We start from the raw sequence: 16,907 nt of genomic DNA on the forward strand, positions 1-16,907 counted from the left end.
AAGCATCTGTCCGTGCTGTGGCTGCTCGAAACATTAGAGCATTTTCTATTTAATTTGTCGCATAATTGGCATGGCGGAAGAAATTGGCGCAGTGTTCTGGTGAGAACATGTCCAGAGCTTGCGCGACGGCGGCTTCCAAGCCCTCAAAGGTGCGCTGTGCTGCATGGCGCACATGTGCTTTGAGTTTGGCAAAAGCCATTTCAATGGGATTGAGGTCGGGGCTGTACGCAGGCAGGTAAATCAAGCGTGCGCCTCGTGCTTCGATCGCCTGTGCCACGCCGCTGACCTTGTGACTGGCAAGATTGTCGCAGATGACAATGTCACCGGGTGTGAGTTGCGGAGCCAAGAACTGTTCGATGTAGGCTAGGAATGCAGACCCGTTCATGGGTCCATCCAGCACACACGGAGCACAAAGGCGATCCTGACGCAGCGCCACCACCAAAGTCGCCGTGTGCCAATGTCCAAAGGGCACCGCACAACGGCAGCGCTGCCCACTGGCCGAACGTCCATACAACCGGCTCATTTTGGTATTGAGTCCCGTCTCGTCCAAGAAGACCAAGTGGCGGCCTTCCCATTGGCTTTGCTGCTCACGCCAGAGCTGGCGAGCCGCTTGCAAGTCAGGCCGCTCTTGCTCGGCGGCGTGCAGCGTTTTTTTTATAGCTCAAGCCCAGCTTCTCCAGCCGATGCCACAGGGCGGTGGTGCCGATGTTGATGTCCAACTGCTTGTTCAAACGCTCGCTCATCTCCTCCAGGCTCAAATCAGGTTGCTGGGAGATCCATTGATGCAACAGCTCATCATGTCCTTCCAGGCGGGAGCGGCGGTAACCACCTCGTTGCTTGGGTTCCACCGTGCCCTCCTCCAAGTGACGCTTCCAGAAGCGTTCGACGCTGCGTTTGGAAACCCCAAAGAGTCGCGCGAGTTCCTCGGCGCTTTGTCCCCGTCGCCGACCGGCCACCAGTCGCTTACGCAGATCCATGCTGAAGCTCTTCATGAGCTACTCTAGCATCATCCTCAGTTTGCGACAAATTAAACAGAAAACGCTCTAGCGAAAATTAGCGTCCATTAGCGGTCCATAAAATTATCAAGGTTGCTTCCAAAGGAGAGAGCAATTGTGACTCAGCGCCTCGTAGGCCACGCCACCAGAAAACCCGGGCAGGTCTTCGCGATGATGCTTGCAGTAGAGCAGATAGTTGCCGGACTTGCCGATGACGAACTTGGCCTTGCCATCCTTGTCCGTCGTGATTTCCTCTTCCTTGCCTTCCGGTGGCACTACGAAAACCTTCGTGTCAGCCATGGGTTTACCACGGAAGAACACCTGCACCTCGCCGGGGGTCGCCGTGGGCACGATGTCGAACATCATGGCGGGCTTGGCCTCACCCGCGCCGGCGTGGTGCCAACGCGCGTAGAAGTTCGGCTTGCGAGCCGGAGCATCACCACGCTTCATCACGGGAAAGCCGGTCTCTGCCATGGCGCCTTTGGCCGTGGTAGCGCCTTCCAGCAGGAAGTGGTCTGCCTTCTTCTGCACCTCGAAGGGTGCTGGCTTGCCATCTTCTCCCGTGGTCCAGGCCTGCGGTGTGATCAGGGAATCAAGGTGACCCGGTGACTTCTCATACTCCTCACCGTATTCGGCAAAGCGGACTACGAGCTTGCCATCCAGTTCTTCAATCCAGACTTCATGCGCGGAAACAGTGGAAGCAAGGCATAGCAAAACGGATAGTATGGCGAACAAACGTGACAACATGGTGTGATGTAGATGGATAGATTGCTGTGGTGGGTGGTTGCGTGATATCTGGAGAAAGGAGCAAGGCTACTTCGCGCTTACCGTCGCAGGCGGGGCGATGGAAACAATTTCCACGCTGTCGGTCGGCTTCGTACCCTTCGTTCCGCCAAGGGCAACTACCTGGCTGTTTTTCCACGGCTCAATCTGGTGGAAGAGACGAGGCGTCTGCAGCTGGCCGACCTCCACCCATGATTTCGCGTCTGGCGAGAGCGCGAAGATCTTGCCTCCCGCAGGGCTCACGAGCACGCGTCCATCCAGCTCGCAAGCCGCCGTGGCAAAGGCCTTCGTCTTCTTAGACACAACGGGAATCTCCGGCAGCTTCTCCCACTTGCCGGACTTCACGTCGTACACATCGGCGTCTGCCGTGACCTCGTTCTTTTCATTCATCCCGCCAAGGGCGTAGATCTTTCCCTGGCTCGCCACCACGGAAAGGGCGCGGCGTTGGAAAGGCTGTGGCACGCTCTGCCAGGCATCCGGCTTGGCGAGATCCAGCACGAGCATGGTTTTGTGATAGCCACGCTCCACCTCTGCATCATCCGGTTTGGTCTCAGACTTGCGCGTATCGAGCGGCCATCCACCCACCACGTAGAGTTTGCCATCCAGCACCGCCACTTCATGACTCGAGCGTCCCTCAGGCAGGTCAGGAAGTTTTTTCCAATCCTTGGTCGCCGGATCAAACATGGTGGCATGATTCAGCGAAAACAGTTCCGGCTTCGCACCCTCCTTGTTCTGCGGTTGCATGCCGCCGACGAGATAGACCTTCCCGGCATGCACCGCGAGACCCGGGCTCTGCACCTTCGGCCCTTCGCCCAGTGTTTCCCAGGCAGAGCCTGGCTTGGTAAGATCAAGACGATTCAGTTTGCCGCTCGTGGTATCGAGCGACCACTCATGCGTGCCCGCCTTGTGGCCGCCATACGCAAAGAGCTGGCCATCTTCGCTGATCGCGCCACCAAAACTGGTCACCGCCTCTGGCAGCGGGGGAAGTGAAGGTGGCGGAGTCTCCGCAGTGGTGATAGATGCCGTCGCCAGAAGAGCCAGCGCAGCAAGAGGAACCGTTCCGAGAACAAATCGAGAAATCATGAGAAAAAAGAAAAGGTTGATCGGCAGATTACAAATCAGGGTGCGAGGTGCGAACGTGGCATCCTTCAGGCAGATACCACGGTACGCATCAGAACCCGATCCTCTGACAATGGATTCGCATGAGAACGGCGTCGACGGAGCACCATAATGATCCCAGCACCCAGCAGCAACACCATTCTCGTGGGTTCGGGCACCGATGCATACTTCACATAGAGGCTGTTCCCCTCTTGGGCGATGGAGAATTTGCCGCCGGCTTCCTCCCCGGTGAATCCGCTGTAATCAAAGGTGAAGACATCCATGTCGAAGCCTTCAATGCCCTCGCTCGCCGTGAGAATCTGCCAGCTGTAGTCCTCATATGGATCGAAGTCCGCAATCGCTCCCGCGAGGAGGCTCGTATTGAGTGACTTCAGGCTTAAAATGAATTGGTCTTCCTCGGTCGCGGTGATCGTGAGGGTGCCGTTGATGTCGACCAAGTCCCAGCCAATACCTGGACCGGAATCCACATCGGAGATTTCCCACTGGTACTGGCCTCCACCGGTCCACGTCTGGCTCAGAGTGGAGAGTGTGCCCGGACTATTGCCCGGAGCGAGCACATTGAGTTGACCAACCCCTCCACCGACGGTGAGGGCCTGATTCAACGTACCACCGCCAACGAGCGTGCCACCGTTGAACTCAACGTTTCCACTCAGGCTCGACGAATTCAGGTGCAGCGTGCCGCCCTTGTTCAAGACGATGTTGTTGGCAAGGGATACACCACTGTTCACACGAAGCGTGGCGCCGCTCTGAATCGTGGCGACCCCGGTGCCGAGTGCATTGTTCGCCGCAGCGACAAATGTTCCTGCGCCGATGTTCGTTCCTCCGGTGTAAGTGCTGCTACCTTTCACTTCGAGAGCGCCCGCTCCCACCTTGTAGAGCTGGTAGTTGCCGTCGACTCCACCCACGGAGGTGGTGATGCCACCATTCACGATGACCATACCCTCTCTGGCGAGGGTCACCCGCCCCGTGCCGAAGTCCAGATTGTGCGCTCCCGCGAAGGTGACGTTTCCATTCCAAACCTGATTATTGTTGTTGGCGAGCGTGATGTGCGCACCGGAGCTGTTGTGGACCTCCACACCGTTGCCCAAATAGAGCGTGCCCGTCCCCAATGCCTGGGCATGATTCACTGCAAGCGAACCCTGGTTCATATAGGTCCCTCCCGAGTGTGAATTCGCCCCGGTAAGGTACAAGAATCCCGCACCGCTCTTGACCAACGTCACGGCTCCAGTGCCATTGTCCAAAATGGAGGCCCCGATGTAGGCACCGGAGGCGCTGGAATACACTGCGAGTTCAGCAGGTGTGTTGATGGCGCTGCCTGCCGTGATCGTGCCGTTGTTGATGTAGCTCCGGCGGGTGCTGTTACCACCGCTGAAGATGATGCCGCCAGCAGCAACCCTCAATTGTTGACCGGCAAGGTCCAGCAGGTTCTGCGTATTGGTACCTGCAGTGGGACCCACCATGGCGAGGGCGTTGACAGTGCGGCCAGCCGTGAGCGTGTTGGTGACCCCCGCGGCGCCTCCGGTGATCTTCACCGTATTTGCCGCGGTCCAGGTGCTCTCTCCTGTAGTCGTATACGCGGTGAATGCGGTGACTCCAGTGGTGCCGTTGTAGGTGGCAAATTCATTGCCCACAGTCGCCCATCCACCAATGATGCCATTCTGGAGCGTCGGCGCGGTGCCCAGCATGATACTGTTCCGGGTGCCCAGCGTCGCGGCGGTGAAGTTCACGGTGGAGCCCACCGATCTTTCGAGTTCCACGATGTTGAGGACATTGGTGAACCCTGCGGCCACCTGGGTGGTCGTCACGGTCGTGGCGCCCTTTTCAAGATCCAGTTTTCCAATGGTTTCGCTAAAGTTGGCGCTGCCGGTATTGCTGACATTGATGATACCACCGGTCGATACGATGGTCGCCGAGTCTTCAACGCGATCTCCGGAATTGGCGGCGGCGGTGTTGGTCAACTGGAAGGTTCCACCTCCCGCAACCGTCACATCACCGTCAATCGATCCAGTAGCGCCAGCCACGGCAAACGTCCCGGCTTCGACTGAAGTGCCACCGGTGTAGGTGTTTGCATTGGTTACTTCCAAGGTACCGTCTCCCTGCTTACGCAAAGCGCCAGATCCACTGACCACGCCTGTGAGACGACCATCCACAGCAGCAGAGCCATTAAGCGTCTGCACCACGCGATCTTCGCTGCCCAGGTTGATGGCGTTCGCGAACTCCACCGTGTTGTTGGCATAGCCATGGGAAAGGACCAGAGCGTCTCCATCCGCCACGAAGCTGCCTGCGCCCCAAGTGACCTGGGCACCGGCTCCTCCGAGGTTCACGGTGCGAACAGCGCCGTAGGCGGCGAAACCGCTGCTGCTTTTGAACTCAACCTGCCCGGCGCCAGTGCCAAGACTCCAGGTGAAGTTCCCAGCACCGAGTCCCAGAACTCCTCCATCGAGCACCAGATGGCTGGCGGTGGACAAGGCCGTGGTGGAGTCGAGCCGCAGCATGCCTGCTTCAATCACCGTATCCCCCACATACGTTCCGGTGCCGCCGATTGCCTGCACACCGCCACCGGTCTTAACGAGGGAAATGTTATTCTCGTTCGTCCCGGCCCCACCGATATTGCCCCAGTATTCAACGGGAGCCCCACTGGCAACGTTGGTCGTCAGTGTTGAGATTTCAGCACTGCCACCCACGATGGATGCATTGGATGCGGTACCCGTGGACGAAGTTCCTGTGGCTTCATCAAAGATGGTCATCTGGGCAGCCATGATGCCCGTAAAGGTCTGATCCGATTTCCCGGAGGCATCTCCCAGCACCAGCTTGGCATTTTCCTCCCCAACGAAGGTGGCACCGTCCACCACACGCCTGCTGTACAGTTGGACCGTGAAGTTTGAACTCAGACGGTCGTCGCCACCATGCAGCGTCACGGTGGTGTTCTTCATGTTCAGCTCGAGCGCGCCTGCTCCCGTGTAGACATTCTCCCCGCTGATGAAATTCTCTCCACCGGTGATGATGAGCCTGTTGAAGGAATTCCCGGTGAAGGTGTTGTTGCCTTCAAGGCGCAAAGTGCCTTCCCCCTTCTTGTAGAAGCCAGGACCCGTGATGCTTCCGGCCATGGTGAGCGTCGTATCCTCCGCGATATTGATGAGATTGAACTCACTGATCTGCACGGGCGCGCTGACGGTGTAGTTCACCACATTGCCACCGCCGTCAGCCGTGATGCCGCCTGCTCCGACAGTGAGTGTGGAAGATCCGTTGCTGGAGAGTGTGAAATTCCCGGTAGTTTGAATGGCGAGGGACTCAACCGTCTGGTCCACGTCGAGCACCGCGGCCGTGCCTTGGGCGAACAGCACCTCACGGCCATTGGCTGGCTGTGTATTGCCACTCCAGTTGGCCGCAGTGCTCCACAGGTTGTTGCCACCACCCGCATCCCACTCAGCAGCCTGCGGGAAGATGTTCGTCGCATGCAATACATTGCTGGTGTCCAGCTGCATCGCATACGCCTGGGCATGCTGCACACCGGTGAACTGGACCTCATAGGAGAGAATGGGATCGGTGACTCCATCGAGATTAAACTGGACACCCCAGGTGTTGCGATAAATGTCTTCATACCCGGTTGGCATGAGAATATCTCCCGTATAGATCTGGGAGATGCGGTCGGAATAGGTGGCGGTCATCTCGAACGTTCCCAGCGAGGTCGTGTAGACCAGTTTCGGGAGCACGTCGTTGAAGAGGTCATACCCACTCGCCTCCCCAATATCCAACTGGAACGCGATGGTCTTCACGCCTGCCAGCGGAGTGGTATCCACCACCCCCAAGGTTCCACCATTGATATTGGGGTCACCGGAGAAACCGCCGAAGTAAATGGAGCCACCTGCGGGATAAGGTCCGCCACCGGCGCCATTGGATACCTTGTAGAGGAGCGCATCCCCAGAGCCTGCCGTATTCGAGCCAATGGCACCCACGTTCCCTGAGCCCGGATTGTAGGCAGTCCAGTTCCCACCTGTGGTCGGCCACGCTCCCGACCCGGGGAAGCTCACGCCGGTGTATCCACCTGCTGCCGAGAGATTGATCCATCCATCATAAGTAGTGGTCCCGAGAAGACTGAGCGAAACGGGCGAGGCCTGGAGCACGGAGGAAAAGGCAAACATGAAGATAATGCTGGCTTGGAGCACCAGCCTTATCAGACGAGATGGAGGGGCTGTAGGTCGTTGTGTCGTTGTGTTCATGGGATGCAGGATGCAGCGGTGTTGTAATCAGATTGAAAAACTCGGGCGGCGACGGCGGCGCAGCAGCGCTGTGGCTGCGGCAAAAAAGAGGAGCATGGAGCGGCCAGGCTCGGGAACAGCGACTGGATTGTAGTGAAGCACCAGGCTCTCCGAGCCATCTCCGTGGGCTAGTTTCCCGATGCTGAAGTTGCTGCTGTGCGGCCCCACAAAAGAGGCCAGATCCAGGGAGAACTTGTCCGCCGAGAATCCCACGATGCCATCCAGCGCGGTGAGAATGGTCCAGTCGTACAGTTCGTAAGGATCGAATCCCGTGGGAATTCCCTGCACACCGGAGAGATTTAGTGTGACCAGTTCAACCTCGAAGCGATTGGCGCTTGTAGCGGTAATATTGAGTTTCCCCTCGATCGTCAGGAGGTCCCATCCCGTGCCTTCATCCCCGGAGGCATTCTGCATTTCCCAACTGAAGACCCCGCCCCCTCCAAACAGCAGGTCACCTATCACTGTCAGCGTTCCCACACTGTTGCCGGGACTGATGGTCGCACCATTGGCAATGGAGAAGCCGCGTTGTACGGTTCCGGTGCCACTGATGGTACCGGAGACTGCAAGCTGACCCGTGCCTCCGAGGGTGCCGTTCACCTTGAGTTTGGCACCCGCATCCACCGTGACGTTTCCATTTCCCGTCAGCGCCACGCCCGAGTCGATGAGAAGCGTGCCCTTCTTCACCAGTGTGGCGTTCTGGTAGGTCTTGTTGACACCGGTGTAGGCGACGGTGCCCTCTCCATCGATGATGACCCGCTTGCTGGTACTGCCACCCGCAAGCTGTCCAGAGAACCTCACCACGTCAGATGCGTTCTGCGCGGTCAGATAAACTTCTCCTGCCGCCGAATCCGCACTGTCAGGATTGCTCGATGTCGTGCCAAAAACAATATTTCCGGAGAACGTCGCTCCTCCCGTGGCATTCATGCCTCCCAACCGCTTGCCAAAGTCTCCTGCGGCGAGACCGATATCGCGCGAGAGGGTTCTGTTCCCATTCAGCATGATCTCCGCCATGAGCACCTGCCCCCCTCCTATGTAGGCATAGAGCCCGGCATCAGCACCGAGGGCGATCTCGCTGCTGGAGTTGCCCAAAGCTCCCGTGGCCCCCGCATCAGCACCGAGCACCAGCCTGCCGTTGATGACCGTGGTGCCGCCGGTGTAGGCATTGGTACCGTTGACGACAATGGTGCCATCCTGCACTCCGAGAAATCCGGTAAAGGTGTTGTTGTTCCCCAGCACCAGCGTCCCATCTCCTGACTTCACGATGCCGTATGCGCCGGAGATCACGCCATTCATGTTGACGGTACCCGCGTTAATTTCGAAGAAGTTCAGGGCACCAAGCGCAAAGTTCGAATTGATGGTATAGTTTCCCGTTGCTGTGTCTCTCGTGGTCACACCCGTATTGGAGGTGAGCCTGTATCCTGAGAGGGAATTGATGGTTACATTCGAGGCCGATTCGAAAATCACTTCTCCAACCGTGTGGTGCCCATCATTGATGGTCAGAACTGCGGGGGACGTGTTATCAAATCGGATGTTCCCATTGGCCTGTGGCAGCGTCGTTCCGACCGCACTATGCATTTGCCAGTTGCCAGACTGGTTCCAGTTTCCCGTGGCTCCCACCCACGTGGCGCCGGCAGGAATGCCTGCGTCATAAGTATCGGCTGTCACCAGATCCGCCTTCTGAAAGCTCATGCTGGAGCTCTCCGCTTCCCAGTAAATCTTGTAGGAGGTAATGGGATCACCAAACTGGTCGACCGCCTCGGTCATGTCCCACTGGATGGCGACGCGATTGGAATACCCTCCGGAGGCACTCCAATGTCCGCTGGCCGTATTACGGTACTCCCTGAGATACTCCGCCTCCGTGGCATAAATGGTGTGGTCGTTCACCCCGTCATTCCACACCAATTTGATTTTTGAAAAATCCACCAGCGCTCCATCCGTGTGGAACTGGAAGATCACCGTACCGAGCTGATCGTAGTCAGGATTATTCGCGAGGACGTAGGAGGTCTTCTGCTGGAAGCTGTAGATATTCCCGGAGATATCGGGCCCGATGATGAAGGTCGTGTTGGTACCAGTCTGGGTGATGGTAGGATTTCGCGTGTCCCAGAAGGCGAGCGGGTCAGCAGGATTGAAGATACCCGCACCCACCGGGAAGGTGCCATAACCGGCATTTTGCGGATTAAGATTCGCTGCACTGCGTTGCTCAGGAGTCCATTCACCAGGATTGGCCCCCGGAAGCCCTCCGTAGGGAGCGAAGATATCCGGGTAGTTTGCAAGCGTATGGGGAGCATAGAAGATGTCCCAGGCGCTGTACTCATAGATGAGTCCGTCGAAATCAATCGCTGGGGTTTGGAAGCTGTTGGGTGTGGCATTCGCTCCTGGCACGAACAAGTACTCCGCCCTTGCGGGGGGCGACAGAAGGAGAGCCACGGCAATGAGGCCTGTGATAGACCGCAGGCTCATCATCTCCGTCCTCCACGTCCTCCACCAATCCCGCCACTGCTCGACGCCTTCACCACGTAATTTTCGTCGTCGAGCATCGCTGCGCGCATGCTCCACAGCCTCATGTCCCGCAGCTCTTCAATGGTGTAGGTACGCACGCTTCCATCCAAGAAGGCACACACCGCCTTGCCGCCGTAGCGCGCATCTACGTGCAGGTTCGCATCCCATAGTTTAGCCCGGTAAGAAGGTGGTTCGACGCCATAGCGCCCGTCGATCTTCTTGCCTCCCACCTCGGTGAATGCCGACGCGAACACCAGCAACGATTCGGCGCTGCCCACCTGCGACAGATTGGTGGCGCAATCCGCCGCACCAGCCACTTCGCTCCCTGTCTTCAGACCTCCTACGAAATAGTAGTTGATGCCCAGGGCAGGACAAAGGCTTGTGCCATAGTTGAACTGGGAGGAAGAGAAGGCGTCGCGAATCTGCCCCGCGTTGCGGTTCACGAGAATGGTCCCGTCAATCTTATCCTCCATATAGGGCGCAAGCCGGAATGGATAACGGTGCAACTCCGCACCACTCACCTCATCACCATTGGGCAGCTCATACGCCTCCTCGTCCAGCTCCGGAACAGCTCCCTCATAATGCCCCACCATCAATGATCCATTGTGATCCAGGGGATAAGCCAGATATGCAGTTATAATAGTCTTCGCAGCACCTATCTCATTCGCCTTTCTCGCCTGCTGAGTTGCAGCCGAAAAGACAGCAAACGCAAGAGAGCACAACACGGCAATGATGGAGGCAACCACAAGCATCTCCACCAGAGTGAAAGCAGGATACCCATGCCTCTTGGAGACACGGAGTGGCAGCGATAACCTGCCGCGAATAGTGATCGATCCACACGATTGTTGTGACATGACCTTTGAGTGACGTTGAACCACTCTTCATGTAGCAAGGTTTGCATGCATCGCTTGCCTCACCTTGGTCATCATTCGTCCAGCATTGACTGATATGGTGTATCTTAATGTATTAACCTACGGTTGCCATCACGAATGATTTTTCTTCATCAAGAACCCGTTGCATCAACCCAGCGCTTATTCACCCCCGCAACCAAAGCACATGCTGTGCAGGCGTTGCCTTTAATCAGACTACACAGCCATGACACTTGGGACATATCGGCCATTCAACGCAGTGAATCCGGGCGTCTGTTATCACCACTTCACATGCAATGCCATCACACCAGGCAAGGAACACGGGTATTCAAATCTGCTGCCAGACTAGAGCGTTCTAACTAGAACTATGGCCTATCGTGAAACTAAGTCGCGAAGCGACGCCCGTGTCTTAGCCCGGCCTTTCAAGGCCGGGTGGAAGGTCGGTTATCAGTGTCGCGGAGCGACCCCCGAATCCGTGACATCCACCCCAGTTTCACCGGTTCGGGCGTCGCTCCGCGACTGAAACTGAAACACCCATGGAGAATCGATGCTTCCGTACTTGCATGCGCTTTCAACGGCTTCTCATCGTCGCCGATAATTCGCAGCAGCCACTCCTTACTTCTGCACTCCGCTGGTGTCCCTGCTCACGTCGGGAGATGTTCGGGAGTCACTACCTGACCAGATGGAGACCTCCATCTCTTTAGTGCCCTCATGCAACGACAGGGACCCTCAAGGCCACGCAGCATTCATGTGCCCGCGTGTTGGCCGCCTTGATACAGCGGCTCAGTGCACTCACTGATGAGGGATTGGACATCCCGCCGGCCGCACCATTTTTTGTGCTGACAGTTGCTCAGGCCATCAGCATGGATACGGCCAGCAGGATGCCCCTCACCCGGCACCACCCGGTGCCGAAATTGGTCCTCGCTGGGAGGTGAAATTGTTATTCGACTGATCGTCGATGTCTGCCACTTCGAAAGAGTTCATCGCAGTCGCCACGAGTCTGGCCGACCCGTTTAAAGCGTTATTGCGATTTCGTCTCAAGTGCATGTCCAGAGTTTACCCAGTCGGTGGCGATTGCTTGACTCAGTTTGCTTCCGACTGTGCCGCGATTGGCAAAGCGACGTCACTGCCTTGAGCGCGATACGTGGTGGGAGTCGCTCCCACTTCACGGACGAAGGCGCGAGTGAAGGCACTGAAGCTTTCGTAGCCCACTGAGAGGGCGATTTCGCTCACGCTGTGGCGCGTGGTGCGCAGCATCAGCGCAGCGCGTTCCATGCGCTTTTGCCTGAGGAATTCCGGCATGGTCTTCCCGGTGACTTTTCCGAAGAGCCTGCTGAGATGGAATGGCCCGCAACCCACCTCCTGAGCCAGCATTTCCAGCGTGGGAGGATTCTCAAGGTCGCGTTCAAGGAGGAAGAGCGCGCGCTCGAGGCTCTCTCGTCCAGCAGGTTCGGTCGGCTTGTTCATGGGGGGGATGGCGGGTGCAAACAGGGTGAGTGAGGCGAGTTCCATCACCTTGGCCTGGAACCAGATGGGAAGGCAGGCGGTGTGAGCGGGCGGCGTGCTGAGTTGCTGGGCAAGACTGAGTACCGCCGTGGGCACCCGGGAAACATCTCCCTGCCCGATGCGATTCACCGTGATGCTCTGGGCGTGCTGCTGGAGCGGGCCATGACCGGTGCCGCGAAGCTGCTCCAGCATCTGTGGAGCCATCTCAATCAAGAGCCCGCGATGCCGCCCCCCCTCCAGCGCAATCCATTGGGTCTCAGGCTTCAACTGCGATGCAACCACGAGCTGTTCTGACGAAATGCGCACCTGGCCATCCGAGCTGGCGAACACCAGGCGACCAGCGAAGCTCATGGCCATCACCGTGGACTCCGATGCGATGCCGAACTCCAGACGTGTGTCCCGGCCCGCATGAAACTGCCAGAGCCGGATGCGAAAGCCATCTGCGCGCAAATCTCCGTGGAGGGTCTCCGGGCGAAAGGTGGCTGCCATCATGCCGCCGTCATAAAGCTTCTGAGACGCAATTGCAATAAGAATTCAGCTAACCATTCAAATTATCCAGGCACCAGGCTTGCTCACCAAGACCACTCCACCGTCGCTCGCCCTTGGCCAGCAGTCCGCCCCACTACCAGTTGCCGACGTCATCAGCGGTGCCATCCACCCCATCCTCACCCACGGAGTAGACGTCATATTCCTTCTTCGATTTCACCGCTGGATACCGGTACTTGTAAGGCTGGTTCCAGGGATCCTTGGGCAACATCGGGAGATACGGATACCAGCGGCTGGGAACGGGATCCGTGGTCGGCTTTTCTGTGAGGGCTTCCAATCCCTGCTCGGTGGTCGGGTAGCTGCCGGCGGTGTAGCGATAGGCATCAAGGGCGGTGGCAAAGACCTGTTTGTCAGACGCGAGGACCTGCTGCGCCACCTCTCCGAAGGACTCCTTCTTCTTACCCATAATAGAGCTCGTGAAAAAAGACCCTCCCACAAAGATCACCCCGCCCATCAGCAAGAGCACCAGTCCCACACACCCCCAGCGCCCCATGCCGAATCCTTTCTTTTCAGGCTCCCGATCAAACAGCTCATCAGACGAAGGCAATCCGGGAGGCAGGGGTGAAGGCTCGGACATGGTCGGGTAAGCAGGACGATGAGATCGGGCAGATATGAGGACGGCCTGTCAAAAAATCAAACAAGCCTGTTCGCTCCGCTTGGAGGTTATACCCAACTTAACAGTGGCACGCACCAAGTTCCGCGCTGTTCTTCCCGCACAGGCGGGTGACTACCAAAAGCCCAATTCACCTCCTTCACCTGCTCCGTTTGAGTCAGGCGGCGACACCCAGAGCCTGTTTGCCTGCAATCTCCCCGGCAACCTTCGCAAAAACTTCTGCGCAGCCTCCGATGTCCTCAGCCTGCTGGAGCCAGTACCTGGCCTCCTCAGCATTGCCCAAGCGATGATGTGCCCTTGCCATGAAACAGCAGGAAATGCCGCGATCCATCTGGGAATTGGCAGCACCGGTGCAGGGTTTCAAGATGTCCATGCCAGCCTGGCAACTCCCGTTCTCGATGAGAATGGAGCCGTAGGTGCCACAGAGCGTAACCGACGAAGGGAACATCCTGTAAGCCTCCTCTGCCCAAGCCTGAGCTCCCTCACGGGCTGCCTCGTGCATGCTGAACGTACTGACAGGCCATGGAATCGAGCACTTGTGCCCGCTCGCCTGGCAGCAATTCCCCCGACTCAAGAATGATGCCGCATGCCTCCAAATATCCAGAGCTTCGGCCTTCCTTATACTCCGACAGCGCCCTCTGGTGAACTTCCTGCAGCTTTGAGTCACCTCGATAGGCAACCGACTTGCGGACATCAAACTCAGGGTCGTAGCGTCGAATGTTTATCTCATACTCCCTCAGCAAACGTAGGGCCACTCTTCCAGTGACGTAGTCCAGGAACTGCTTGCCATCAGTGCCAATGCGAGAGCCATTGAGCTCCCTCTCGTCAGGGATGACATTCACGAAGATAATCCAGGCTTCCCAAATCAGCGCTGCTTTCACCAGGCTCCGGGCGGTGCCTTCCACCAAATCCCGCTCGAGAATCTGCCAGAGGCCCCACGCCATCACCCCGTTGGCCAGTAACCCAGCGATGGCATATGCCGAGCCCCGCCATCGCATCCACCTCAACGGCATCCCTTCCACGTAAGCGGCGCCGATTGTGGGCCACGCAGCAAACACCACCTCCACGCCCCGGACGCGCATCCGCAACCACTCCCGACCTTTGCCAACGCGGAGTGATTTTGGGCGCAACCCCATCATCCACCCCAAGGAGAGATGGGCCAGCTCATGCATGAGCAGCGAGAACGTCGCCCAGCCATAGACTCCGGCTATCAGGAGGATGAAGTCCATCATACACCCCTTCCATTCACCAGAAACCCCACTGCTTCGTGCTGACCACATAGAGCCCCAGCAGCAGATTCGCCACGGCATGCATCACGACGCAGGCAGCGAGACTCTTCGTCCGCACAGCCACGAAGTACACCAAGGTGCCCCAGATGAGAGCGCCAAGGTAGTCCGAGGGCTGATGCGCAATCACCACGCCCGCGGTGACAATGGCAAACGAGAGCCACGTGTGCGTTCCGAAGGGAACTTTTCGGAAATCCTCTCCATCCGCCACGAGGTAGCGCATCAGGAAGCCACGCCAGAAGATTTCCTCCACCAGCGGCACGAGGATCACGAGGCGGATGAACCGCATGAGCAACGCCGCAGGATACCAGAACGGCTCGCTCTGGAAGAAGCTGGGATCAAAACCGTCCTTCCGCTCCGCAAACCCAAACCACTCGGCCCATTCAGGAACGGTGTGGCCTGCTTCCGTGAGCTTCTGCCAGAGAAGCGCCGGCAGGCACCACAAGACAATACCAAGGATCCCCAGCATTGCCGCCAGACCGAACCCCTTGAACGGACGAAACTGGTAGTGACGCCAGCCCAGCGCAAGCACCACGGCGACAATCACCGTCTGTGCCGGATACACCCACTGCTCTGGCGAGTGCTTCCACCAGGGCATGTCGGAATTCTCCACGCCCACCGCAGCAGGCACGGCGTTGAGCAGCATGAAGAGCGCCAGCGGCAGCACATGCGCCACCGCCGGGGATTTGATGACTGGGGGAGAAATGTGCGGCATGCCGGGTAGCGGACTGCGAAGTGGCTACGCGGCACGCCGTGAGAATCAAGCCACCTTTCGTGACTTCACAAACTCCTCCATGCCATCCATGGCCTTCACGAGAAGATCCGGCGCCGTGGCGTAGCAGCAGCGCACGCACTTCTCACCCGTGGGACCGAAGGCATTCCCCGGGACCACAGCGACACTCTTTTCTTCCAGCAGTTTCAGAGCGAAGTCACGGCCGGAGAGACCCGTCGAGCTCACATCCGGGAAGACATAGAAGGCACCACCGGGATTGAAGCAGCTCAGCCCCATTTCATTCAGCCGGCGCACCACGAAGTTGCGGCGCTCCTCATAGCTCTGACGCATGGGTTCGATGACCGCGGTACCCTGATGCAGGGCCTCCAGCGCTGCGACCTGGCTCATGATGGGAGCGCAGAGCATGCAGTACTGGTGAATCTTCATCATCGCCTCACGCAGCGGCGCAGGCGCACAGGCATAGCCAAGGCGCCAGCCCGTCATGGCAAAGGCCTTGGAGAAACCATGCAGCAGCACGGTGCGCTCACGCATGCCGGGAAATTCCACGATGCTCTTGTGCTGGCCGCCGTCATACAGCAGCTCGCTGTAGATCTCGTCCGTGAAGCAGAGCAGGTCATGCTTCACGCAGAGCTGGGCAATCTTCTCCAGTTCCTCCGGTGGCTCGATGGCCCCGGTGGGATTTGTGGGGAAGTTCAGCGCGATGACCTTCGTCTTCGGCGTGATGGCCTTTTCGACATCGGAGGCACGCAGCGCGAAGTTGTCTTCCAGTCGCGTGTTCACCGGCACGGGCACGCCGTAGGCCATGGTGATGCTGGGGCCGTAGGACACGTAGCACGGCTGGTGGTAGATGACTTCGTCACCCGGATCCAGCACCGCGCGGAAGGCCAGGTCCAGCGCCTCACTCACGCCCACGGTTACAAGGATTTCCGTCTTCGGGTCATAGGTCACGCGGAACTGACCGGTGACGTACTCGCTGATAGCGATGCGCAGCGATTCCAGGCCGAGATTGCTCGTGTAGCTGGTCTGTCCCTTTTCGAGGGAGCGAATGGCAGCTTCACGGATGGGCCACGGCGTGGGCTTGTCCGGCTCCCCTACTCCGAGGGAAATGACGTCGCTTCGTCCGATGACGAGCTCGAAGAAGTCACGAATGCCACTGCGCGGGATGCCGCTGAGCTGGCGGGACAGTTTGCTTTCAATGTCCATTTTGCGGGGCAGGCTCATGGCGATACTGGCAGGGGACCTTCCGTGGACGGCGTATTCAGCAGGAAGCCGTCATGCTTGTAAGTGCGGAGCTGGAAATGCGTCGCCGTAGAAAGGACGACGTCCAGCGTGCTGAGCTTTTCCGCCACGAAGCGGGCCACGTCGTAAAGGTCCGCGCCCTCCACGACCACGACAAGATCGTAGCCACCGCTCATGAGGTAGCAGCTTCTCACCTGTTCATACTGGGAGATGCGGCGCGCAAACCGATCGAAGCCGCCGCCGCTCTCCGGCGTGACCTTCACCTCGATGAACGCAGTGACGCCACGCTTGCCGATCTTCTCCTGATCGATCACCGCATGGTATCCGAGGACGGTACCGGACTTCTCGAGCTCGGCCACGCGGAAGGCGACATCGGCCTCGGCGAGACCGAGACGGGTGGCGATTTCCTTGTTCGTGAGGCGAGAATTTTCTCGAAGTAGTTCCAGTATTCGTTCCATGG

The 16,907-nt window shown here is 58.2% G+C and carries 13 protein-coding genes; all 13 read right to left on the reverse strand.

Annotation, left to right across the window (positions count from 1 at the left end; all coding sequences use genetic code 11):
* Nucleotides 1-49: 49 nt before the first annotated feature.
* The 13 genes from G5S37_RS32885 to G5S37_RS21870 all read right to left on the reverse strand — a co-directional run bounded on the left by G5S37_RS32885 (nucleotide 50) and on the right by G5S37_RS21870 (nucleotide 16,905).
* Nucleotides 50-992, reverse strand: a protein-coding gene (locus G5S37_RS32885; RefSeq protein ID WP_165199738.1) for an IS630 family transposase whose coding sequence is annotated in 2 segments (ribosomal slippage) — nucleotides 50-656 and nucleotides 655-992 — 945 coding nt in all. Because the reading frame shifts where the segments join, the coding sequence is not laid out codon by codon here.
* A 90-nt stretch (nucleotides 993-1,082) separates the two neighbouring features.
* The gene (locus G5S37_RS21815) at nucleotides 1,083-1,742 is read right to left on the reverse strand and encodes a DUF4198 domain-containing protein (RefSeq protein WP_165206616.1); all 660 of its coding nucleotides are present in this window, start codon (nucleotides 1,740-1,742) and stop codon (nucleotides 1,083-1,085) included.
* Between the two features lie 66 nt (nucleotides 1,743-1,808).
* Nucleotides 1,809-2,861, reverse strand: coding sequence for a kelch repeat-containing protein (locus G5S37_RS21820; protein ID WP_165206618.1), 1,053 nt, complete (start codon nucleotides 2,859-2,861; stop codon nucleotides 1,809-1,811).
* Nucleotides 2,862-2,926: 65 nt separating this feature from the next.
* The gene (locus G5S37_RS21825) at nucleotides 2,927-7,039 is read right to left on the reverse strand and encodes a PEP-CTERM sorting domain-containing protein (RefSeq protein WP_165206620.1); all 4,113 of its coding nucleotides are present in this window, start codon (nucleotides 7,037-7,039) and stop codon (nucleotides 2,927-2,929) included.
* A 105-nt stretch (nucleotides 7,040-7,144) separates the two neighbouring features.
* Complete coding sequence (locus G5S37_RS21830; RefSeq protein ID WP_206026098.1) at nucleotides 7,145-9,583, reverse strand: autotransporter-associated beta strand repeat-containing protein; 2,439 nt, start codon at nucleotides 9,581-9,583, stop codon at nucleotides 7,145-7,147.
* Between the two features lie 32 nt (nucleotides 9,584-9,615).
* Nucleotides 9,616-10,401 carry a hypothetical protein gene (locus tag G5S37_RS21835; protein ID WP_165206622.1) on the reverse strand — a complete coding sequence of 262 codons (786 nt, stop codon included), beginning with the start codon at nucleotides 10,399-10,401 and terminating at the stop codon, nucleotides 9,616-9,618.
* Nucleotides 10,402-11,607: 1,206 nt separating this feature from the next.
* Nucleotides 11,608-12,522 carry an AraC family transcriptional regulator gene (locus G5S37_RS21840; RefSeq protein WP_165206624.1) on the reverse strand — a complete coding sequence of 305 codons (915 nt, stop codon included), beginning with the start codon at nucleotides 12,520-12,522 and terminating at the stop codon, nucleotides 11,608-11,610.
* Between the two features lie 130 nt (nucleotides 12,523-12,652).
* Complete coding sequence (gspG, locus tag G5S37_RS21845; protein WP_276616978.1) at nucleotides 12,653-13,153, reverse strand: type II secretion system major pseudopilin GspG; 501 nt, start codon at nucleotides 13,151-13,153, stop codon at nucleotides 12,653-12,655.
* 193 nt (nucleotides 13,154-13,346) lie between these two features.
* Nucleotides 13,347-13,637, reverse strand: a complete 291-nt coding sequence (locus G5S37_RS21850; protein ID WP_165206626.1) for a hypothetical protein — start codon at nucleotides 13,635-13,637, stop codon at nucleotides 13,347-13,349.
* A gap of 34 nt (nucleotides 13,638-13,671) precedes the next feature.
* Nucleotides 13,672-14,421: a hypothetical protein gene (locus tag G5S37_RS21855; protein ID WP_165206627.1), complete on the reverse strand. Its 750-nt coding sequence runs from the start codon at nucleotides 14,419-14,421 to the stop codon at nucleotides 13,672-13,674.
* A gap of 13 nt (nucleotides 14,422-14,434) precedes the next feature.
* On the reverse strand, nucleotides 14,435-15,190 hold the full coding sequence (locus G5S37_RS21860; RefSeq protein ID WP_165206628.1) for a CAAX prenyl protease-related protein: 756 nt from the start codon (nucleotides 15,188-15,190) through the stop codon (nucleotides 14,435-14,437).
* A 45-nt stretch (nucleotides 15,191-15,235) separates the two neighbouring features.
* On the reverse strand, nucleotides 15,236-16,429 hold the full coding sequence (locus G5S37_RS21865) for an aminotransferase class I/II-fold pyridoxal phosphate-dependent enzyme (RefSeq protein WP_206026099.1): 1,194 nt from the start codon (nucleotides 16,427-16,429) through the stop codon (nucleotides 15,236-15,238).
* Complete coding sequence (locus G5S37_RS21870) at nucleotides 16,426-16,905, reverse strand: Lrp/AsnC family transcriptional regulator (protein WP_165206630.1); 480 nt, start codon at nucleotides 16,903-16,905, stop codon at nucleotides 16,426-16,428. The genes G5S37_RS21865 and G5S37_RS21870 overlap by 4 nt, the downstream gene beginning before the upstream one ends.
* Between the last annotated feature and the right edge of the window lie 2 nt (nucleotides 16,906-16,907).

The sequence above is a fragment of the Roseimicrobium sp. ORNL1 genome (assembly GCF_011044495.1).
Classification (GTDB): Bacteria; Verrucomicrobiota; Verrucomicrobiia; order Verrucomicrobiales; family Verrucomicrobiaceae; genus Roseimicrobium.

Excerpts from the sequence above, each read along its gene's own strand:
- G5S37_RS21815 (WP_165206616.1), bottom strand. The coding sequence starts at position 1,742 with ATGTTGTCACGTTTGTTCGCCATACTATCCGTTTTGCTATGCCTTGCT.
- G5S37_RS21820 (WP_165206618.1), bottom strand. The coding sequence starts at position 2,861 with ATGATTTCTCGATTTGTTCTCGGAACGGTTCCTCTTGCTGCGCTGGCT.
- G5S37_RS21825 (WP_165206620.1), bottom strand. The coding sequence starts at position 7,039 with ATGTTTGCCTTTTCCTCCGTGCTCCAGGCCTCGCCCGTTTCGCTCAGT.
- G5S37_RS21840 (WP_165206624.1), bottom strand. The coding sequence starts at position 12,522 with ATGATGGCAGCCACCTTTCGCCCGGAGACCCTCCACGGAGATTTGCGC.
- gspG (WP_276616978.1), bottom strand. The coding sequence starts at position 13,153 with ATGTCCGAGCCTTCACCCCTGCCTCCCGGATTGCCTTCGTCTGATGAG.
- G5S37_RS21850 (WP_165206626.1), bottom strand. The coding sequence starts at position 13,637 with ATGTTCCCTTCGTCGGTTACGCTCTGTGGCACCTACGGCTCCATTCTC.
- G5S37_RS21855 (WP_165206627.1), bottom strand. The coding sequence starts at position 14,421 with ATGATGGACTTCATCCTCCTGATAGCCGGAGTCTATGGCTGGGCGACG.
- G5S37_RS21860 (WP_165206628.1), bottom strand. The coding sequence starts at position 15,190 with ATGCCGCACATTTCTCCCCCAGTCATCAAATCCCCGGCGGTGGCGCAT.
- G5S37_RS21865 (WP_206026099.1), bottom strand. The coding sequence starts at position 16,429 with ATGAGCCTGCCCCGCAAAATGGACATTGAAAGCAAACTGTCCCGCCAG.
- G5S37_RS21870 (WP_165206630.1), bottom strand. The coding sequence starts at position 16,905 with ATGGAACGAATACTGGAACTACTTCGAGAAAATTCTCGCCTCACGAAC.